Raw genomic sequence first — 20,991 nt, forward strand, 5'->3', positions numbered from 1 at the left:
CTTAAAAATAAGCTAAATAACTCATGTGTAAATGAAAGGAAATGGACGGATGTACAAATACACAATTTGCTTCATTAGAAAAGGAAATGAAATACTTTTATTGAATAGAAATAAAAAGCCAAATATGGGAATGTGGAATGGTGTCGGAGGAAAAATAGAAGAGAATGAAACGCCATACGAAGGAATTATTAGAGAAACGCTTGAGGAAACGGGAATAGAGCTTCCGAGTGTAACATATAAGGGGAATGTTATTTTTAAAGATAAAGACGAGTCTTGGGATAGTGAGGGAATGTATGTGTTCCTTGCTGATTTGCCAGATGGAGTACATATGAATACACCATTAAGTACGGCGGAAGGATTATTAGAATGGAAAGAAATTGATTGGATATTAAATCGTGATAATAGAGGTGTAGTTAGCAATTTACAAAAATACTTACCGATCATATTAAAAGAAGAAAATAAGCTAGAGCATATATTCACATATGATAACCGGAATATTATTAAATACACAACTACATGTTTGACGGAAGATGACGCGAACAAAAGGTATGAAAAGCAACTTGTTTCTCAATAGAAAAAATATGAAAACGATCAATCTTATACTCTAGTAGATAATATTTTTATAAAGCAATCAGCATTTTTATGTTGATTGCTTTCATTATACATGCGAGGTGATGATATGTTTCAGAAATATATTTTATTAGGAAACATTGTCATATGTACGATGTTCCTTTTTGTAGCTTGTTCGAAAAGTGATAAAAAACTGCAAGACATTCAAAAAGCAGATTATCTTGTTTCGTATTCAAATGCAATGAAAGATGGTGGTTACATATATGCGTATGAGTAGTACTATCTATGCTACAATTTACTATAAGTGAGGAAGGAAGGTATCTTATGAAAATATCCGTTTATGTTGCAAGTGCATTTAGCAAGGATCATAAAGGTGGAAATAAAGCAGGAGTGGTATTTATGGAAACTCCATTGACCACTACTCAAAAAATGGCAATAGCCAAACAACTGGGCTATGCGGAAACCGCATTTATATCAGAATCTGAAATTGCAGATTATAAAATTGAGTATTTTACACCAAAAGAGGAAGTTGATTTATGTGGTCATGCGACAATTGGCTCTTTCTCGATACTGATGCATGTAAATAAACTTTTCAAGAATCGCTATACGATTGAAACAAACAGTGGTGTTCTTACTATTACCATAAAAGATGACATCATATTCATGGAACAAAACGAACCGATATTCTATGATGTTATATCTCCAAACGAGTTCATCGACTGTTTTGATAGTAAAGCTATAGACAATACATACCCAATTCAAATTGTCTCCACGGGCTTAAAAGATATTTTAATTCCTATAAAAAGCGAAACACAATTACATACACTGCAACCTAATTTTGAAAAAATGAAAGAAATCAGCAAGTATTATAATGTTGTCGGAATGCATTTATATACTTTTAATGACAATCGAATGATATGCAGAAACTTTGCTCCACTATACGACATTAATGAAGAAGCAGCGACTGGAACTTCAAACGGTGCATTAGCTTGCTACCTTTATGAACAGCACTATTTGCAAAAAGAAGTCTATGTATTTGAACAAGGTTATTCTTTACACTCGCCCTCCGAAATATTAGTTAAATTAGCAACCGATAGCAAGAATAAAATAGAAAAGGTTTATGTTGGCGGCAAAGGCTATTACTGTGAAACGAAGTATTTAAATATAGCAAATTTTGACTAGAAATGAAAGAGAGATGGTAGATCCATCTCTTTTTCATATGCTCCATGATTTACTGCGAATCGCCTTAATTAGAAAACGATGTTGCTTCACATCAAAATATCCTTTTTGCAAGATGATTTCATGTATACGATATAATTCCTCATAATACCTTTCAACAGTAAAATTAGGAACTTGCCACGGAATCGCTTTTAAATAATAGACGATAGCTCCAATGTCGTAAAAGCGTTGAAAAGGGAACTCTTCTTTTTCTTCTAAAATAGTAAATCCATTTTCCTTTAACTCACTACATGACGCTTCGAGCGACCAACTTGCGAATTCGCTATTTAGCGGTGCATTAAACTGCTCATTTAGTTCTGCACAATCGAGACCACCAACTTGTTGTGTAAGAAATATTCCATTAGGAGAAAGGATTCTGTTTACCTCAGAGGCAGCATATGATTCATGTTGATTTATGATTAAATCAAACTGACCATTTTGAAATGGTAAAGCAGTATCATCAATCACTTCGACGACTGTAATCCCTAAAGGTTCTAATTTCTTCCGAGCAATTGGTACGTTTGGAGCATAGCCCTCAGTAGCATAAATAGTTGACGGAAACGGTTGTAACATAGATAAAAACTCTCCGCCGCCAGTACCCATATCGAGCATTGATACTGCATGCTGCATAAGCTGGAAAGCTGTACTGCCATACGACCACGATAAAGGCTCGCTCTTCATTCGACCCGTTTCTGAAATGAAAGAGAAATCCCAACCGCTAAAATTACTATTAGCACTTTCTAATAGTAATGAAAATAATAAATCACGTTTCATAATTGTATCCTCCTATTTTGTAAGTAAATGATATGATGAGAAAAGAAAAAAAGGAGGACCTCTTATTAAAGGGGAACGGTTTTACGTTTCGTGTTCAAATAGATTCATATACATTCGCTCCTTGTGAAAATGGTTATTTATATATTCTGGATAATCGAGTGGAATTCCTTTGAAGTTAGTAGGGAAGGTGAGAGTACGATCAAATTTTGGATGGGGTATACAGTGAAACTGCATTTTGCCAAGATAACAATAAAGTCGTACTGTTTATAAAAAAGAGTACCGTTTAATCCCTTTAGATTTACATATCTATGGGGGATTTTTTATTAATATAAGAACTTGAGATATAAACTGAATATAAAATTTTAATTCTTTGAAAACATTCCATAATTTAGTATTGTTTATATATGGAATATTTAGTTTGTACGAAAGGAGAAATAAGATGTTTTAGAAAAGTATAAGGGGTTGGTTCTAGGGATAGTTGGTACTGTATTAGGAGTAATATCCTTTATTTACCTTAAAGATTTAGATTATATATAAGATGGGCCTTAAGTTATTATCTGTAACTTTAATCATTATAGGATGGGTTATTGCCTGTAATTCGACCCGTTTCTATAAAAAAGAGAATAAAAATGTATAGGTGTTATTATTCTCTTTTTTCTACAGCATTCAATTAGCGAATATTTCTTACGCAAGGAAGAGGATAAGGTGTTATATGAAAAGAATGAAAAATATAATGTTGCTAGTGTTTTGTTTCTTATGTTTAAGTGGTTGTAATTATAAAGACGACGATCAGGTGAAAAAATATGTGAAAAAAAAGCACGGAATGGATGTGATTGTAACAGATTGGGGTGGTATAAATGAAGGGAATATGGGACATACATACCATACTGTTCAAGCGAAAAATAACAAAAATATTCAATTTAGAGTAGAGGTAGATGGTTTCTTATATTCCAGAATAAAAGGTGATGAATATCAATACGGGAAAAAAACATATGAGGAATATAAAAAATTCAAACCCATGCTAGAAGAAATTAAAAAATTAGGTTATGTGGAACCTGAAAATAAAAATGTTTTTCAATATATAGTGGATAATGATTATATAGAGGAGAAACCAACTGATAAGTTAATATTAACTTTAAAAACGAGTGACAAGATTGATTACAGTCAATTTGAATCAAAAGAATTAGATCGTATATATGATTTATTCCAATTCATTCAGAAGAGTAATAAAAAGATAACACAACTTGAAATTGAGGATCATAATGGTGAATCTATAGGTTTCCCTTTTCAAAATGTGCAAAAAGCTATAACGAAAGAAGAACTGCTTTTAACAATGAAAAACACAGTAAGCGGTTATTGGACATATTTGATTCAAACTGAAACAAAAGTAGGCGTAAGGTTAAATGAAATTCAAAATGATCGTTTTGAAATTGAGGATATTACTTGTCCACACCCGAAAGATGGCAATTGTCTAGAGTATGAATTGACTTTAGTTTTCAATGATAGTGAGATGAAATATAGAGATGATCCATATGTAATAGAGGATTTGAGAAAGGTAGTCACTATTCTTAAAGAAGAACTATATAATAAGGAATTTAACATATTTTTAAGGAACAAGGATGGAACACTTTATTCACTCTGGCTATCATCAGAAAAAATCAAGGCCAGTAATAACATAGAAGAGCTAGTAAAATAATGGTACAAATAAGAAATTTAAAGTACTTTTTACGTTTGTTATTTCTGTATTCAAAAGCAAAACCGCTTATACTTCATTCTTGAAGCATAAGCGGTTTTCTTTAAAATACTTAAAAAGAAAAATCTTTTGGCAAAGTACCACTTTTTATTACCGTTCTTAACCCGTGTTTTATAATCCAAGAGTTAACAGGGTGCTGTTTATTACGTAATTGTTGTAACCATTGAAAAACGAGTTCTTTATCTTCTTTCGTAATATCGTTCATATGATTGGCTACTGATTTTTGGACATATTTAGAAGGATCATTCATTAATGGTTCAAGAAGCTGTAAATTGTTCTTAAAGTCACCTTTCAGAGCTCCCATTTTTTTAGCCCAAGGAAGTCTTGGCCTTGTGCCTTCGGAAACTAATCTCCTAATGTGGCTGTTTTCGTCATGAATCCACTGTTGTAATATGTGTAGTGTGTCTTCATGGTATGTTTCAAGAAAAGGCCGAATGGTATATTCAGCAGTATTCCTTTTTGTTATTTCATACATGGCGTTAAATGAGGATTCAAAATCGTTAAGCCCATATTTTTCAACGTATTTTGCAATAGGCATGTACATATATCCGTTTGTAAATGTGCCTACTTCTGTTGTATTTTCAGGTCCCAATGTTTTCAGTAAAATATGTATTGCTTCATTAAAATCTTTTTGTAATGCAGTATGTAATTCATCTGCTATTACTTCAATCCGCTGCTTTAACTCTAAATTTTCAACTTTACATGTTACGGAAGATACGAAGTTTCTTTTCGAAAAATTAGGATCGTGCTTACAAATAGAATCAGCTATACTTTCTGCTAATTCTTCATTAAATAAAAATTTTAACGGAACATATTTACCCATGTTTTCACCTCAATGGTCAGCTAAAAACAATTTTTATTTTTTAATCGACAACCCATAAACCAAAGTCTCGCTCGGAGTCGTAATACTAAAACCAGTCGTCTTATAATCAAGTTTCACCGTATCACCAGTGTAGTCTTTCGTAAATGAATCCATTTGTACGGTAAAATTAGCATCTTCATATACAACGTCATCTGCATTATATGTATCCCAAATTAAATCAACATCAACGAAAATACTACAAGAATTTGTCATTGTTCCTCTAATGCGAATGATCTTTTTGTCTTCACGTTCTAATCCATGTATAGCTGCTTTTGCTTCATCAGTAATGCGAATGTTCATCGTATCCCAACCTTTATGTATATTTCCTTTATTATTGCAAAAACAGGAGAAATAGGGAAGGGAGAAGCATTGGAATAAAAAACGAGCAAACAATTTGTTTGCTCGTTTCACTTTATTTTAGTTCACATTTATCAAGTGGAATCACTTTCGTTTTCTTCGTAAATTTATATCCTAACCATAGTACTAAGAAGAGTGGTAAACCGATGTAAGAAACGAGTACGCCGTTCCAGTCGATTGATTCACCCATAAATGCGCCGTAGTTTTGTCCTAAAATTACGATGACGCAAAGTGTAAATGCGAAGATTGGACCGAATGGGAACCATTTTGCTCTATATGGTAAGTCTTTTAAATCTTTGCCTTGTGCGATATATGCTTTACGGAAACGGTAATGACTAATTGCGATTCCAACCCATGCGATAAAGCCAGACATTCCAGATGCGTTTAATAACCAAATGTATACAACACCGTCACCGAATAAAGAAGCAATGAAAGCGATACTCCCAACAATTGACGTTACGATTAACGCGTTAACAGGTACACCGCGGCTATCTAATTTGCCTAAGAATTTTGGTGCTTTACCTTGGCGAGCTAAATCCCAAAGCATACGAGTTGATGCGTACATACCAGAGTTACCAGCAGATAGTACTGCAGTTAAAATAACAGCGTTCATAACAGAAGCAGCAAAGGCAACGCCCGCTTTTTCAAAAATAAGTGTAAATGGACTTACTGTAACATCGCTTGCAGCAAGGCTTTCAGTCGTATAAGGAATTAATAAACCGATAACGAGAATCGCAAGGATATAGAATAAAAGAATACGCCAAAAGATTGAACGAATTGCTTTTGGAATATTACGCTCTGGATCAGATGTTTCACCAGCGGCTACTCCTAATAATTCAGTACCTTGGAATGAGAAACCAGCTGCCATAAATACACCGATAATTGCCATGATGCCGCCGTTAAATGGTGCATCTGCAACAGTGAAGTTTTTGAAGCCGACAGTTTCGCCGCCCATAATTCCGAAAATCATCATGAAGCCGACAATTAAAAAGATAATAATAGTAACTACTTTAATCAGTGCGAACCAATATTCAGATTCACCAAACCCTTTAACAGATAAATAGTTTAAAAGGAAAATAATAGCTAAACATAATCCACTCCAAATAAGAGAAGGGGTATCTGGGAACCAAAATTTCATAATTAATGTTACAGCTGCGAGTTCTGCAGCAATTGTAATTGCCCAGTTATACCAATAGTTCCATCCAAGTGCAAAGCCAAGGGATGGATCAACAAATTTTGTTGCGTATGTGCTAAAAGATCCGGTAACAGGCATGTAAGCTGCGAGTTCAGCTAAGCTTGTCATTAAAAAGTAAACCATAATTCCAATCGCGGCGTATGCAATTAATGCGCCACCAGGTCCAGCTGTATGGATGACACCACCGCTGGCAAGAAATAGTCCGGTACCAATTGTACCACCGAGAGAAATCATCGTAAGGTGACGAGATTTTAATCCGCGTTTTAATTCACCTTGTCCTTGTGTAGTTTGCGTTTTAGAGGTAGATTGATTTGTTGCGCTATTCATGTTCAACACTCCTTTTCTTGTAGGTTAGGAAGGAGCGGGGGAGAAAAATACAAAAAACCGCCAAAGGAATTTGGCGGAACGTTTCACAAATAACCACCCCATCATACCCTTCCGTTAAGATAGCACCCCACGTTTACACGGTAATTTTGTAAACGTGACAGTTCTGTTCCTTTCGGAGACAGCCCCAGCTCATATTTCCAGAGAAGAAATATAAACTTCGGCAACTTTTCCTTTCAAACGGAGTCGGTGACATTCTCTGTGTCTCGTCCGTTTTACTCTTAAAAGTCGCAACCTCTACCTCATCGGATTGATGAGGATTTGATATATTGCTAAGATTTTTAATATATGGCAATTGTAATGACTTTCTGAATATATTGCAAGATATTTTGTTAGGAAAAGTCAAAAAATATCGGTTATTGTATAGGAAACGCTTGCAAAACTCCACCCGAACCTACTATTATGTAACAATAAGCAAAGAAAAAATTGTTATACAAATGTTTCGCAAAAAATATTGAAAAACCCTTTAAAAATTAAAAGAAAATTCAGAAAATATAATTCGACATTTATAATAAGGTCATATTTTTTGATATAATTAGAGAAACGTTGAATAAAAAAGGGGAAATCAACATGAAATTAGAAACAGAAAGGCTTTATATAGTGCCGTGTACAGAAGAGAGCATTCGCGTTGCTAACGAGCAAGGATATAATAGTGGTCCACATATTGTAGGGCATGTAGAAAATGTAAAACAAAATAAGGATTTATTACCTTGGGGCGCGTGGTATGTCATTCGAAAAGAAGATGATATCGTTCTAGGAGATATAGGGTTTAAAGGGAAACCAAATAAGGAACATATAGTAGAAGTTGGTTACGGATTTATTGAGAAATATTGGAATAAAGGGTATGCGACAGAAGCTGTACGAGAACTAATAGATTGGGCTTTTCAGACAGGAGAGGTAGAAATGATTATTGCGGAGACACTCCTTGATAATTATGGTTCGATTCGTGTGTTAGAGAAGTTACATATGAAAAGAGTAGATGCGACAGAAACAATGATTAATTGGAAAATAGAAAAAAACCGCTCGAAGTAAGTTGAGCGGTTTTTTAGTAATTAAGGTAGCATCTGTTTTTGATCATTCGGATATCCCGCTGTCGGTGCGTTAGAACGATTGGAATGATTGCGAACAGCAATGAAAATAGAAATAATAACGACAAGACCAATTGCCACGTAAGAAAGTGAAATAATAGTTGGATCCACTTTAAATGTAGTAAGCAGTGTACGAATGTTTGTGAAGATTATAAGGCCACCAACTAATACGCCAAGTAAATGAGAAGGAACGATGCGCACTAGCCATGCAGCAATTGGAGCTGCGACAATACCACCAAGCATTAACGCAAATACCCAAACCCAGCTTACTTGTTCCCAGCCAAGTGAGATGAAGAAGCCAATTGTTGCAGCTAATGAAACAGGAAATTCACTCGTATCTACAGATCCGATAACTTTTCTCGCTTCATTTCCTCTTGCTAGAAGAACAGGTGTCGTAATCGGTCCCCAGCCACCGCCACCAGTTGAATCAACGAATCCAGCGAATAAGCCAAGCGGCACAAGTTGTTTAGCTGACATACGTTTATTTGAAGTAACAATCTGTTTTTGAATAATGAATCGTAATAAAATATAAACTCCTAAAGTAAATAAAAATAAGGAAATGTACGGTTTAATGATATCGCCAGGTAAATTACTTAAAAAACATGCCCCAACAAATGCACCAATTGCTCCTGGTAATGTAAGCCTGGAAACGGTGTATTTATCAACGTTCCCAAATTTGAGGTGAGATGCACCAGAAGCGGCGGTTGTAACAACTTCAGCTAAATGAACAGATGCGGAAGCTACAGCCGGTGCGATACCAAACATTAGTAAAAGTGAGGTAGACGTTACCCCGTACGCCATTCCAAGCGCTCCATCGATTAATTGAGCGAAAAATCCAATAATAGCAAAGACAATTAATTTCTGCATAAAAAATCCCCCTGTAATAGTAAATGAAAAAGGCACTTTTCCCGTGTGAGAAAAGTGCCTTTGGTTTTTCCAATCAGCAATATTGAAATTTGTTTCATTATAATACATATTAATCGTATAAATCAACTAGGTTTTAAAGTTTTTTGAATTGAACGAAATAAAAATAAAATATACAATAAAAGGATGGAGAGAAAGGGGAGAAAGACATGTTACGATTTGATCATCTCGTTCACGCAGTTCATGGCACACCGGAGGAAGCGGCAAAACAAATGCAGGAACTTGGATTTCATACCGCACTAGGCGGAGAGCATACAAACTGGGGTACTTGGAATAGTTTAAGTTATTTTGATTTATCATACATAGAATTTTTAGCAGTTCAACATGAAGAAAAAGCGAAAGAAGCAGAAAATCCGTTAGTACAAGAAACGGTAGTGAAATTACAAGATGGCGAAGGGATGCTACAAATCGCAATTCGAACAGATTCTATTGAAAAATTAGCAGATAAGTTTAGTAAATACGGTTTACAAACAAAAGGACCATTTGAAGGGAAACGTATGAGAAAAGATGGTCGCCTTTTAGAATGGAAAATGTTATTTGTAAAGCAAGAAGAGAACGGGCCGAAATTACCTTTCTTTATACAATGGAATGAAACAGATGAAGAAAGAAGAAAAGATTTACGTAACATTGGAACAATCACGGAACATAAAAACAAGGTACAACAAATTGAAACGGTTCATTATGCGGTGAAAAATGTTCGAGAAACGGTGCAGAAATGGAAAGAAGTAATGGAGTTAACTGCAAGCTCGGTCGTGAAAAATGAAGAATGGAATGCGGAGTGTCAAAGTGTATCGTTTGGTGACATTCATGTGCAGTTTTGTGAACCGGTTGGAGAAGGTCTAGTGCAAGAATACAAAAAAAATCATGGCGAATATCCATTTGCAGTGGAGTTTAAAGGTGAAAATAAACGAGAGCATGAAGTGTTAGGTAGTTTGTACATATATTGATAGAGGTGAACGTTGTGGAAGAAATGCTTAGAGAGATAGAGAGAGAACTAGGATGGCCTCGTATTGTAAAGTGTACAGCTATTTCGAAAGGTTTTTCACATGAAGAGAAATATAAAATAGAGTTAGAAAACACAGTAACATATTTTGTAAAAGTATGTGATGCTGTTCATTTTGAACGTAAACAAGAAGAATATACGTATATGAAACAATTAGAGTTATTACATATTCCAACGCCGAAGTTCATTCATTTCATAAAACTTGAGGAATTAAATAAATGTGTTCAAGTATTTGAATGGGTCCAAGGTGTAAATGGTGAAGAAGGTTTAGGGAAGCTATCGGTGGAAGAACAGTATTATGCAGGAAGAAAAGCAGGGGAAGTATTAAAGAGGATTCATTCAATTGAAAAAGAAAGTGCAAGTAATAAATGGGAAACGGTTCGATGGAATAAGTATGAAAGATATATAGAAGCATTAGAAGGTTACGAGGTGAAATTTCTCGATTTGAAGCTCATATTAACCTTTGTAGAAAATCATAAGTATTTATTGAAAAATCGTCCAATCACCTTTTTACACGATGATTTCCATCCAGCAAATAGTATGATTCATAATAAGGAGTTTATCGTTATCGATTTTGGTGGATATGATTTTGGCGATCCAATACACGATTTCTATAACGTAGCGATTTTTACTACAAGAATAAGTAAACCATTTGCAGTTGGACAAGTTCATGGTTATTGCGGGGGAGAACCGTCACTTCATTTTTGGCAACTGTACTCCTTATATGCAGCAATGACATTCCCGGCGGATATCGTATGGACTAACCGAAGCACACCGCATTTAGTAGATGATATGAAGGAAAGATTGAACGTAATTTTAGAAGATCATAATCATTTTTCATCCTATATTCCAAAATGGTATCAATCAAGTGAATTTAATAAATAACGGAGGAATTTAAATGGATAAAATAGCGATAATTTCAGATATACATGGTAATATCCCAGCATTAGAAGCAGTGCTGCAAGATATTAAATTAAGAGGAATTGAGCGTGTCATTTGTCTGGGAGATTTAGTTGGAAAAGGCCCTCATTCTAGCGAAGTAATTGAAATCATTCGTAAAGAATGTGAAGTAGTTGTAATGGGGAACTGGGATGATTTCATCACAAAACCGACGGAATTTGAAACGTTAAAATGGCATCAAAAACAATTATCAGAAGAACAAAATGACTATTTAAGAAGTTTACCATTTTCAATCGAATTTTATATGAGCGGCAAACTGATTCGTATGTTCCACGCTTCACCGAGAAGTTTATATGAAAGAATTCAACCGCACGCTTCAAGAGAAGAACGAGTTAGTATGTTCGAAAACAGTGAGCTCACAGAAAATATAGAAGGAGAAAGAAAACCAGATGTCGTTTGCTACGGTGACGTTCACCAAGCATTCGTTCAAAATTTCAGAGGGAAAACGTTATGTAATGCTGGTAGCGTAGGAAATCCTCTTGAAATTACACAAGCTTCTTATTTAATATTTGAAGGAACGTACAATGAAAAAGAAGCCGCAAGCTTTTCCATTCAACTCGTACGTGTACCGTATGATATTGAATTAGCTATCAGACTAGCAGAAGAACTCGATATGCCAGAAATCGAAGAATACAAACAAGAATTACGGACTGCTTTATATCGAGGGTTTAAGGGAAAGTAAGTCAAACATATTAACGATTCTATAAAGGATAGAGTTATTTACAAAAGGTTACACGGATTATTACTCGTAATTATGTTATGTAAACTAATTGTGAGGAGGAATATCATGAACCGAAAACAACGAATCAAAGAAATTGTAGATCACATATTAAACCTAAACTTAACGCATCCAACAAGAGTTGGAGTAAGTGGTATTACAGCTTCAGGAAAAACAACATTTGCAAATGAATTAGCGGAAGAAATAAAAAAACGAGGATTACCAGTAACACGCGCCAGCATTGATGATTTTCATCATCCGAGAGCGATTCGCTATGCACAAGGCAAAGAATCTGCAAGAGGGTATTACGAAGATGCACACGATTATACAGCTTTCAAAGAAAGATTATTAAAGCCTTTAGGGCCTAACGGAAATTTACAATATGAAACGATTTCTCATAACTTAATAACGGATATGCCTGTACATAATGAGCTGTTATTGGCTCAACCTAATATGGTGATAATAGTAGATGGAACGTTTCTATTGAAAAAAGACGTTGCGCATTTATTCGATTACAAAATCTTTGTAGATACAGATTTTGAGATTGCGCGAGAACGTGGTGCAAAGCGCGAGACTGAGGCTTTTGGAAGTTATGAAGAAGCCGAGAAAATGTTTTTAAACAGATATCATGCGGCTTGTAAAATGTATCTAGACGAGCATAATCCGAAAGAATGTGCGGATGTTGTCTTTCAGAATAGTAATTTTCATGATCCCATAGTTGTATTTAAAGGAATTTAAAATCGTTTATATAGCAAAAAAATCGTGAAAGGGGATGTTTTGGGTGGATAAAAAAGATAATCCGAACGATTGGCCTGTGTGGGCGAATGAGTCAGTAGAGATAGTTAATGCAAATCCTGATTGGCAAGATAAAGGCCGATGTGAAGAACAGCAACTATATGAACTGCTTGCTCCTCTCGGTATAAGCAAAGTAATACATATAGGAAGTACATCCATACCTGGTTTACCAGCAAAACCTATCATTGATTTAATGGCTGAAATAGATTCATTTGATAAAGTACTACATATTTCAGCGGAATTGGCCATATATAATTGGCATTATGTAAGCCCAGAATTAGATGAAAGACCTTGGAGAAGGTTCTTTGTGAAAGTTAAGAATAATAGGCGTGTAGCGCACCTACATTTGATGGTTAAAGGAACTGAGCGATGGGAGCAACAACTTTTATTTCGCAACCGCTTACGAGAAAATCCACAATTAGTTTATGAGTATTCAAATCTTAAACAAGATTTAGCTAAAAAATTTAACCAAGATAGAGAAGCCTAAACAAAAGCTAAAACAGAATTTATTAAACAAGTTCTAAAATAATTTAATTTTTAATTGTAATTACGTTTGAATATAAAAGAAAAAACATACTGTATTTTACAACTTAAACTGACATGAAATGCATGTAAACAAAGTGAGAGACTACGATGTTCTAATGTATTTCCTTTTGTTTATCAGGATAAGTTATATATAATTGAATTAAGTTCATAGAAAGATAGGTACTAAAACGATTCTAAAAATTGACTTGATTTAATGAAAAAAATTAAAGGGAATAAGGCGAAAATATGTTAATAAAGTAAAAAGGGGACAGGAATAGAATGAATGAAGTACCAGAACTAAAAGAAGAACTACTACAAATTAAAAATAATAATTATGCTGTACCAGAAGACGTAGATGCATATCCATATGCGCAGTGGATGCTAGATTATATCGGTTCACCTGATGCTGAATTACGTGATGATTTAATTTATAGTACGCTTCACACATGGATTACAAATGATGTATTTAGACAAAAAGAGTTACGAGGATTAATGCTACAAGCAATTAGTCCTGATTATTTATTTTATAAAATTGGAGAAAAAGGAACAGACTCTGTGTTGAAACGCGCGTTCTCCGTTTTAATTCCACCACTTATTTTATCTGTTCATGAGAGAGAACCGTTGTTATCGGAAGAACAACTGTACAGTGTGGCAGAACAAGTACTGGAATACGTATATTTAGAAGAAGATGTAAGGGGTTACGTAGAAGGAAAAGGATGGGCACATTCTACTGCACATGCAGCAGATGCGCTCGATGCTTTAGCACGTACAATACAAAATCGTGAGTTTTCATATGCGATTCTTGCAGCTGTTCGTCAGAAGGTTCGATTAAGTGATTACTTGTATGTGCACTTTGAAGATGAGAGGTTAGTAAAGCCGATTATGTCTTTACGTAACCAAAACCTTTTAACTGAAGAAGAGTGGAGCAATTGGCTACATAGTATAGCAACGGTTGAAGATATCAGACATCCGCAGCATGCTATTTTAGTACAAAATATTAGAACTTTCTTAAGAAGTTTTTATTTCAGAGTTTTAGAGACAGAAGGTAGTACAGCCTTTACAGATGATATATTGGAGACTTTGAAGGGTTTGCGTAGGTATTAAAAATGGCCCAACCTTAGAAACAATGAATAAATATTAAATTTGAAAATTTATTAGAAATTTATTTTTATATTGTACCCTTTCAATATAGGTTGAAAGGGGTGTAAAATGAAAAAATTATTAAAGTCAGTGAAAATAATATTTTTAATGTGTATTAGTATGATTTTCTTTGGAACAGGCGCTATATTTATATATCATAACTATCAATTAAAAATGGAATCGAAATTAATGAACAATGAAGGCGAACTTGTTAATTTCGATAATAAAAAAGTGAATGTTTATAATGAGGGGAGCGGGGAGGATACGTTTGTATTTATGGCCGGATCTGGAATTGCCGCTCCTGTTTATGAATTGAAAGGCTTATATAGTAAATTTTCGAAGGAAAACAAGATTTCTGTAATTGAGAGAGCGGGTTATGGATACAGTGATGTTTTTCAAGATGATAGAGATATTGATACGATATTAGAACAAACGAGAGAAGCGCTTATTCGAAGTGGAAATAAACCACCTTACATTTTAGTACCACACTCTCTATCGGGTATAGAGGCTATTTATTGGGCACAAAAATATCCAAGTGAAGTAAAAGGGATTATTGCGTTAGATATTGGTTTACCTAAACAGTATGTGACTAATAAAATAGGTATGGTTGATTCATTAAAAATAAAAGGGATGAATATTTTAACGAAAATTGGTTTTCAGAGATTAACTCCCTCTATTACTTATAATCCCGAAGTCATTCGTCAATCCTTTTTAAACGAACAGGAAAAAGATATTTATAAAGCGCTTACGTATAAGAGGGCTTTTAATGATGATATGAAGCAAGAACTTTTACAAAGCTACAATAACGGTAAAAAATCAAATTCTTTATCGATCCCAAAAGAAACACCTATGTTATTTATAGATGCGATTGCTAGGCAATATAAAGATTCGAAGTATACAAAGCAAAAAAACGAAGATTATAAGGAGTTTGCTAGCAAGTTATTAATAGCTGATGTAAAAATAATTGAAGGTACACATAGTATTTATTTATATGCTCCTGATGAAATATACAAAATTGCTATGGATTTTATTAAGAATAAAGTAGTGAAGAACTAAACAATTGTAACTTTAGCGATGAAAGGTCTACATAATGAAAGTATATAACATATTAATTGTTGAAGACGATTTGATTATAGGAGATTTATTACAAAAAATTTTACAGCGTGAGAAGTATAATGTGTGTTGGGAGAAAGAGGGAAGGAAAGTTCTTGATATAATTCATGAAATAGATTTAGTCGTAATGGATGTTATGTTACCAGGCGAAGATGGTTATCAAGTTACAAAGAAAATAAAAAATCTAGGATTAAATATTCCAATTATATTTCTATCAGCAAGGAATGATATGGATAGTAAACTAAAAGGTTTGACCATTGGAGAAGAATACATGATAAAACCTTTTGACCCTAGAGAGTTGTTGTTAAGGATTCAGAAAATGTTAGATAATCAATATGGTACGTTCACGCAAATTAACCATTTATTTATAGATGCAGAATATAAAAGAGTTTTTAATAATGATTTGCGTAATGAAGTTGCTTTTACAGCAATTGAACGTAAAATATTCTTCTATTTATACGAAAATAGAGATAGAGTTTTATCTAAAGAACACTTCTATGATTACCTATGGCAACTCGAAGATAGAAATCAAAATATCATGAACGTACATATAAAGAAAATTAGAACCAAAATTGATGATAAAACAGGTGATATTATTCAGAACATATATGGAGAAGGGTATAGATTAAATACCTATATGAAGAAATGAACTTAAAGAAAAAATATCAGTTACTATTATTCTCTGCTATTATTAGCGTACCACTGTTATTGTTATCAATTAGTATCTTAGTATCAGTTATTTATAATGTTGTCTTTAAAACTAAAAATCAGAACATTCCTTTTCACGAATCCTATGCATACCCTACGATGTTAATCATATTTTTATTATCACTATTAATATTAGCTTTTGTATTTTCAAAATCGATTAACACAGTATTAAATAAAATTAATGTATTAAATCAAACGATTCGAGATTTAGCTAGTGATAAAAAAATCCCTAATATAATAAATGTTAAAAGCGATGATGAAATGGGAGAGCTGATTAAATCAGTGAACTTGCTTATAGAAAGAACAACTTATCGAGAATTAGAACTACAACAACAGGAACAAATAAAAAAGGAACTATTAAATAAATTACGGCATGATATTAATACACCCTTAACAGCGGTCAGATTACAATTATATTATTTAGAAGGTGAGTACAAGGATCAAGCACCAGTACTTGAATCGATGTATGAGCAGATACAATATATAAGTGATTTAACTAACGAATTTAATATTCAATCTACAGAGACCTTAGAGAATACTTATATTGTGAATGATGAAGTGAATATACATGATTTAATAGAAAATATGATTAAAAAATGGAGCTATTTGTATAGCATTCATAAAATTGAATTAGTATATAATCCACAAGATAAAGAGTTGATATGGAATAGTAATGAGTTATGGATTCAAAGGTTATTTGATAATATTTTTCAAAATGTCCTTAAACATTCAAAAGCTAAAAAACTAAAAATTAATATAGATGAAAATATTGTTTCCTTTAGAGATAATGGGATTGGGTTTGATATAAATAGTAAAGGTACAGGACTTGGTTTGAAAAATATTGAAGATATATCAAAGATGTTCGACATAAAATACACTTTACAATCAAATAGTAAGGGTACTATGTTTTCGTTTGAAAATACAAAAGTTTAGAGCAAATTACATAAAACCAACACCTCCCAACCATACTAAAAAATGTGCTGGAGGTGAATGTTATGGACAATAAAGACTTTGAAAAAGTTTATAATGATTACTTACATCAAGGAGAAGAGCAAGCACAATTTGAAGTAGACAATGAAGTCAATTCAGGAGCAGAAGAAATTGTTGCCGTTCGTAAAAATGATGATGGTGATTTAATTGCGTTTAAAACAAGTAGCGGGAGAGAGTTAGATTATATGACTGCTCTTAGTGAAGCGAAATTAGGGAAGTTAGCTCATGTGGATGTATTTCATAAGTTTGGTAGAGATATTATACGTAGTGAACCGGATGGAATAAAAGAAAATAACTTAGATAATTTACCTTCATTTTAAAAGGGTAAACCTCAAGAAGAGAATGTTCATTTGGATATTCTCTTCTTTGTGTTGCGAAGTTTTCCTAGCAAATAGACAATTCATTTTTAAAGTGCGATCATACTTTTAAAGAGCGCTCTAAATTTCTCTTTATCTTCTGCTGTAAATGGTTTCGGTCCCTTTGTACGCTTACCACTTTTTCGAACCATTGCACTTAAATATCGTGTTTGTAACAATTGTTCAATGTTATCATTCGTATACTTATAGCCTTTATGGTGTAGAACGATACAACCTTTTGCTAAAGCGAGCGAAGCAAGACCGTAATCTTGTGTTACGATTAAATCTTCTTTTTTTGCTAACTGCATAATTCGGTAATCTGCAGCATCTGCTCCAGAATCAACATAAATTGTTTCCACACCTTTAGGCTGCTGAGCATTAGAATAATGAGAAAAGCTAGTAACTAGAGTTACAGGAATTTCTGCACTCGTAGCTTCAAAAATAATTACATCTTTTACAGGACAAGCATCTGCATCAACGTAAATTTTCATTTTTATCACTCCTATAACTAGGTTCGTGTTGATAATAATAGTAGATTTTTCTTTTGTCAAACGATAGAGCTTTATGTAAAGTTATTTTTCACAAACTAAAATAGCTTCTCGCAAACGAGAAATACCTTCCTCAATTTGATCAATATTCACTTTTCCATAAGATAAACGAATATAACCATCTTTCGCGCCAAAAATACTACCTGGCATAAAGGCGATTTCTTGTTTTAAACTTTGCATAATAAGTTGCTTTTCATTTATTGGTTCTTTTAATTTTCCCCATATGTATATACCACCGGTCGGGTTCGAAAAAGAGATTTTATCGTGAAGTTGCTCGTTTAGGGCGCGAACGATAACGTCTCTTTTTTCTGCTAGTTGTTTTCGTAACGGCACGATATGAGACTGAAATGGTACGGTTTCGAAAAATTGCTGCATAAGCCACTGCGGGAAAATACTCATGCCTAATTCCATTTGGTGTCTTGCGTCGGATAATCTTTCTACTACAGACTGCGGGGCGACAAGCCAGCCGACTCGTAAACCTGGTGCAATCATTTTTGATAAAGAATGTACATAAATGACAGTTCCGTTCTCATCAATCGATTTTAAAGTAGGGCAAGGCTGTTTCTTTTCTAGCGTAAGTAAACTGGACGGATCATCTTCCACAATCGCAATTCGTAAGTCTGCACAAAGTGATAACAGTTTTTTTCTACGGTTTGGATGAAGCATAGTTCCCGTAGGATTTTGGAAGTTTGGATTTAAAAAAATCATTTTAATACGATGCTTTCTATATAATTCTTGCACATCATCCGGATTAATACCATGTTCATCGACAGGTAACGGGAAAATACGAATACCTGCTGATTGGAATAACGGTAAGGAATAACAGTGTGAAGGACTTTCAAAAGCAACTGCATCACCGGGATTTAATAAACATTGAACGATAAGGTGAAGTGCTTGCTGCGCGCCAGAAGTAATCATAATAGACTGTTCAGTCGCTTCAACTTTTAAATATTCCTTCATATATTTTACTACCGCTTGTCTCAGCGGGAGATAGCCTTGCGGATGATCGTAACTTAATGAATGAGTTAACGGTTGTTCTCGTAAAATCGTTTGTAATTGATCGTGAGGATAGAGGTTACAACCGAGCTCTCCATTTGCGAAGTCAATGATATTTTCATTTTGTTGTACTTCTGAACGAATATGGCGAAGTAACGGTAAGTTTGGTAAAAACGTACCACCTTCTACGAAATTTCTCCAGTTCGGCGTTAATGTCGGAGAAACACCCCACATATGTGTACTTACACGTGTCCCTTTACCAGTCGTACTTTCTACAATTCCCATAGCGCGTAGCTCATTATAAGCAGTCGTTACTGTACTTCGGTTTACGTTTAACTGCGTAGCTAATTTCCGTTCGGAAGGGAGGAAGCTACCTGGAGGAAGTTCTCCGTATGTAATACGCTTCTCAATAAAGTCAACAACTTGCTGATAAATAGGAATTTTACTGTCGTTATCTAGCTTCCATTCCATACAAACACCTCCGCATCTCTTATATACAATTAAGTATAACAAATTGGCTGGGTAAAAAAACAGCCAATTGGACGGTGTTATATCCAGCCAATTTTACTATGCTAAATATGGAAGGGGAGATTCGGATGAAACGATGGCAAATGGAATGGCTCCTAGTATCAGTAGCATTAGTATGGGGAGCAAATTATACAATAGGAAAGTATGGAGTGGCATATATGTCATCCATTCAATTTAATAGTTTACGATTTTTAGTAGCATCTCCGGTATTATTACTTATTACATTTATGATGGAACGCTCATTACGTATTGAAAGAAAAGATTGGTTACGATTAGTAGCAGTCGGTATCGTTGGAACGACAATGTATCAAACGATGTTTATGCTATCTGTAAAATATACTTCCGCAACGAACGCCTCATTATTAATTGCAATGTCACCTATTTTTACAGGGATATTAGCAGTATTGCACAAACAAGAACGTTTTTCGATGAAAGTACAAATTGGTTCAATAGTAGCGTTTATTGGTGCAGCATTCGTGTTATTAACAGGACATACAGGAGGAGCTACTTATGAATATGCGTGGCTCGGGAATATAATTGGATTAGTCGCAGCAATTGCGTGGGGATGGTATCCAATATTAGCACAACCTCTTATTACAAAATACTCCGCAATGAGAGTCACATCATGGTCTACTTTAATTGGAATTGTACCTCTCGTTATATACTGTTTATTCAACGTAAATACATTAACGTGGCCAGTAGATACGCCAAGCTGGGGATCGCTTGCATATTCAATCATCTTTGCGACCATCTTCGGACTAGCAATGTGGTATGTCGGTATTAGTCAAATAGGCTCAACGAAAGTAATGGTTTATATGTATCTCGTACCATTGTTCGCAGTTATCTTTGCGGCAGTAACAATTGGGGAACAAATCAATATGATGCAACTCGTTGGCGGACTTATTATCTTCATCGGCTTATATGTTGTAAAAAAAGGCGGAATGAAAAAGCCTGCTCTCAATTTGAAAAAAGTAAGTTAGTAGTAAAAAGGATCTCTTTCATATAGAAGGAGATCCTTTTTGTTTTCGTAATAAAAGCGCTTGTTCAACGGCCCATTTTTGATGATCATGAACGAGAAGTCTTACAGCAAGTAAGGGAGACATCCATCGCAAAACATGATCCTCCTCACAATTTTCAGTTTGTTTCTGTACCATGTTCGCAATGTAAAAGAACCCATCATTTAAATAATATGTATCTTCCATTTCTGCATAAAAATATCGTGCCGCATTACCGATATACTGACCAACTTCAATTTCCCATCCTAATTCCTCTAGTAGTTCGCGGTGCAAACATTCTTCTTTTGTTTCATTACCTTCCATACCGCCACCAGGTAAAAAGTAACGGTCTCCTTTTTGGATAACAGCAATCATTAAAGAAGATGAATGGAAAATAATCGCATAACAACTAGGTCTTAATACATAATGAGCGGTAGATTTTTTCAAACCAAACGTAAGTTTTGAAATCATAAAACACGACCTTTCTCTAT

24 protein-coding genes and 1 riboswitch are annotated in these 20,991 nt (G+C 34.3%); of the genes, 16 read left to right on the top strand and 8 right to left on the bottom strand.

Going from position 1 to position 20,991, the window contains the following annotated elements:
• The first annotated feature begins 49 nt into the window (after positions 1-49).
• The 3 genes from AC3WVA_RS16870 to AC3WVA_RS16880 all read left to right on the top strand — a co-directional run bounded on the left by AC3WVA_RS16870 (position 50) and on the right by AC3WVA_RS16880 (position 1,752).
• Positions 50-574 (top strand): NUDIX hydrolase, encoded by a 525-nt coding sequence (locus AC3WVA_RS16870; protein WP_098347049.1) that lies wholly within the window; start codon positions 50-52, stop codon positions 572-574.
• A gap of 105 nt (positions 575-679) precedes the next feature.
• On the top strand, positions 680-847 hold the full coding sequence (locus AC3WVA_RS16875; protein ID WP_098347048.1) for a hypothetical protein: 168 nt from the start codon (positions 680-682) through the stop codon (positions 845-847).
• 47 nt (positions 848-894) lie between these two features.
• The gene (locus AC3WVA_RS16880) at positions 895-1,752 is read left to right on the top strand and encodes a PhzF family phenazine biosynthesis protein (protein WP_098347047.1); all 858 of its coding nucleotides are present in this window, start codon (positions 895-897) and stop codon (positions 1,750-1,752) included.
• A 33-nt stretch (positions 1,753-1,785) separates the two neighbouring features.
• On the opposite strand, the gene AC3WVA_RS16885 is transcribed toward AC3WVA_RS16880, so the two are convergent.
• Complete coding sequence (locus AC3WVA_RS16885; protein ID WP_098347046.1) at positions 1,786-2,562, bottom strand: class I SAM-dependent methyltransferase; 777 nt, start codon at positions 2,560-2,562, stop codon at positions 1,786-1,788.
• A 712-nt stretch (positions 2,563-3,274) separates the two neighbouring features.
• Here AC3WVA_RS16885 and AC3WVA_RS16890 point away from each other — a divergent pair.
• On the top strand, positions 3,275-4,258 hold the full coding sequence (locus tag AC3WVA_RS16890; protein ID WP_098520534.1) for a hypothetical protein: 984 nt from the start codon (positions 3,275-3,277) through the stop codon (positions 4,256-4,258).
• A gap of 109 nt (positions 4,259-4,367) precedes the next feature.
• On the opposite strand, the gene AC3WVA_RS16895 is transcribed toward AC3WVA_RS16890, so the two are convergent.
• The 3 genes from AC3WVA_RS16895 to AC3WVA_RS16905 form a co-directional block, all read right to left on the bottom strand.
• On the bottom strand, positions 4,368-5,138 hold the full coding sequence (locus AC3WVA_RS16895) for a DNA alkylation repair protein (protein WP_098347044.1): 771 nt from the start codon (positions 5,136-5,138) through the stop codon (positions 4,368-4,370).
• Positions 5,139-5,171: 33 nt separating this feature from the next.
• Positions 5,172-5,477: an iron-sulfur cluster biosynthesis family protein gene (locus tag AC3WVA_RS16900; RefSeq protein WP_141539517.1), complete on the bottom strand. Its 306-nt coding sequence runs from the start codon at positions 5,475-5,477 to the stop codon at positions 5,172-5,174.
• Positions 5,478-5,589: 112 nt separating this feature from the next.
• Positions 5,590-7,056 (bottom strand): amino acid permease, encoded by a 1,467-nt coding sequence (locus AC3WVA_RS16905; protein WP_098347043.1) that lies wholly within the window; start codon positions 7,054-7,056, stop codon positions 5,590-5,592.
• A 112-nt stretch (positions 7,057-7,168) separates the two neighbouring features.
• Positions 7,169-7,361: riboswitch (Lysine riboswitch) on the bottom strand.
• A 322-nt stretch (positions 7,362-7,683) separates the two neighbouring features.
• On the opposite strand from AC3WVA_RS16905, the gene AC3WVA_RS16910 reads away from it, so the two are divergent.
• Positions 7,684-8,145: a GNAT family N-acetyltransferase gene (locus AC3WVA_RS16910; protein ID WP_098347042.1), complete on the top strand. Its 462-nt coding sequence runs from the start codon at positions 7,684-7,686 to the stop codon at positions 8,143-8,145.
• A gap of 20 nt (positions 8,146-8,165) precedes the next feature.
• Here the strand turns inward: AC3WVA_RS16910 and AC3WVA_RS16915 are convergent, their stop codons facing one another.
• Positions 8,166-9,068 (bottom strand): sulfite exporter TauE/SafE family protein, encoded by a 903-nt coding sequence (locus AC3WVA_RS16915; RefSeq protein ID WP_098347041.1) that lies wholly within the window; start codon positions 9,066-9,068, stop codon positions 8,166-8,168.
• A 206-nt stretch (positions 9,069-9,274) separates the two neighbouring features.
• On the opposite strand from AC3WVA_RS16915, the gene AC3WVA_RS16920 reads away from it, so the two are divergent.
• From AC3WVA_RS16920 to AC3WVA_RS16965, 10 genes are all read left to right on the top strand, one after another.
• Complete coding sequence (locus AC3WVA_RS16920) at positions 9,275-10,072, top strand: VOC family protein (RefSeq protein ID WP_098347040.1); 798 nt, start codon at positions 9,275-9,277, stop codon at positions 10,070-10,072.
• A 5-nt stretch (positions 10,073-10,077) separates the two neighbouring features.
• Complete coding sequence (locus tag AC3WVA_RS16925) at positions 10,078-11,013, top strand: aminoglycoside phosphotransferase family protein (RefSeq protein WP_142321070.1); 936 nt, start codon at positions 10,078-10,080, stop codon at positions 11,011-11,013.
• Between the two features lie 13 nt (positions 11,014-11,026).
• Positions 11,027-11,770 carry a metallophosphoesterase family protein gene (locus AC3WVA_RS16930; protein ID WP_098347038.1) on the top strand — a complete coding sequence of 248 codons (744 nt, stop codon included), beginning with the start codon at positions 11,027-11,029 and terminating at the stop codon, positions 11,768-11,770.
• A gap of 105 nt (positions 11,771-11,875) precedes the next feature.
• Complete coding sequence (locus tag AC3WVA_RS16935) at positions 11,876-12,544, top strand: nucleoside/nucleotide kinase family protein (RefSeq protein ID WP_098347037.1); 669 nt, start codon at positions 11,876-11,878, stop codon at positions 12,542-12,544.
• 43 nt (positions 12,545-12,587) lie between these two features.
• Positions 12,588-13,088 carry a GrpB family protein gene (locus AC3WVA_RS16940; protein WP_492322052.1) on the top strand — a complete coding sequence of 167 codons (501 nt, stop codon included), beginning with the start codon at positions 12,588-12,590 and terminating at the stop codon, positions 13,086-13,088.
• Between the two features lie 317 nt (positions 13,089-13,405).
• Complete coding sequence (locus AC3WVA_RS16945) at positions 13,406-14,230, top strand: DUF2785 domain-containing protein (protein ID WP_492322053.1); 825 nt, start codon at positions 13,406-13,408, stop codon at positions 14,228-14,230.
• A 105-nt stretch (positions 14,231-14,335) separates the two neighbouring features.
• Complete coding sequence (locus AC3WVA_RS16950; RefSeq protein ID WP_098347034.1) at positions 14,336-15,322, top strand: alpha/beta fold hydrolase; 987 nt, start codon at positions 14,336-14,338, stop codon at positions 15,320-15,322.
• 34 nt (positions 15,323-15,356) lie between these two features.
• Positions 15,357-16,028, top strand: a complete 672-nt coding sequence (locus AC3WVA_RS16955; RefSeq protein ID WP_492322054.1) for a response regulator transcription factor — start codon at positions 15,357-15,359, stop codon at positions 16,026-16,028.
• Positions 16,025-17,020, top strand: coding sequence for a sensor histidine kinase (locus AC3WVA_RS16960; RefSeq protein WP_048526233.1), 996 nt, complete (start codon positions 16,025-16,027; stop codon positions 17,018-17,020). The genes AC3WVA_RS16955 and AC3WVA_RS16960 overlap by 4 nt, the downstream gene beginning before the upstream one ends.
• Before the next feature lie 62 nt (positions 17,021-17,082).
• Positions 17,083-17,397 (top strand): DUF3892 domain-containing protein, encoded by a 315-nt coding sequence (locus AC3WVA_RS16965; protein ID WP_098347033.1) that lies wholly within the window; start codon positions 17,083-17,085, stop codon positions 17,395-17,397.
• A gap of 86 nt (positions 17,398-17,483) precedes the next feature.
• Here the strand turns inward: AC3WVA_RS16965 and AC3WVA_RS16970 are convergent, their stop codons facing one another.
• On the bottom strand, positions 17,484-17,924 hold the full coding sequence (locus AC3WVA_RS16970; RefSeq protein WP_016077523.1) for a YaiI/YqxD family protein: 441 nt from the start codon (positions 17,922-17,924) through the stop codon (positions 17,484-17,486).
• An 81-nt stretch (positions 17,925-18,005) separates the two neighbouring features.
• Positions 18,006-19,448, bottom strand: a complete 1,443-nt coding sequence (pdxR, locus tag AC3WVA_RS16975; RefSeq protein ID WP_088314836.1) for a MocR-like pyridoxine biosynthesis transcription factor PdxR — start codon at positions 19,446-19,448, stop codon at positions 18,006-18,008.
• A gap of 125 nt (positions 19,449-19,573) precedes the next feature.
• Between pdxR and AC3WVA_RS16980 the strand changes: the two genes are divergently transcribed.
• A complete protein-coding gene (locus AC3WVA_RS16980; protein ID WP_349303018.1) occupies positions 19,574-20,485 on the top strand; it encodes a DMT family transporter in 912 nt (303 codons plus the stop codon).
• Positions 20,486-20,503: 18 nt separating this feature from the next.
• Here AC3WVA_RS16980 and AC3WVA_RS16985 read toward each other — a convergent pair whose 3' ends face one another.
• A complete protein-coding gene (locus AC3WVA_RS16985; RefSeq protein ID WP_098347030.1) occupies positions 20,504-20,971 on the bottom strand; it encodes an NUDIX hydrolase in 468 nt (155 codons plus the stop codon).
• Positions 20,972-20,991 lie beyond the last annotated feature (20 nt).

The sequence above is a fragment of the Bacillus sp. EB106-04-02-XG92 genome (genome assembly GCF_058791995.1).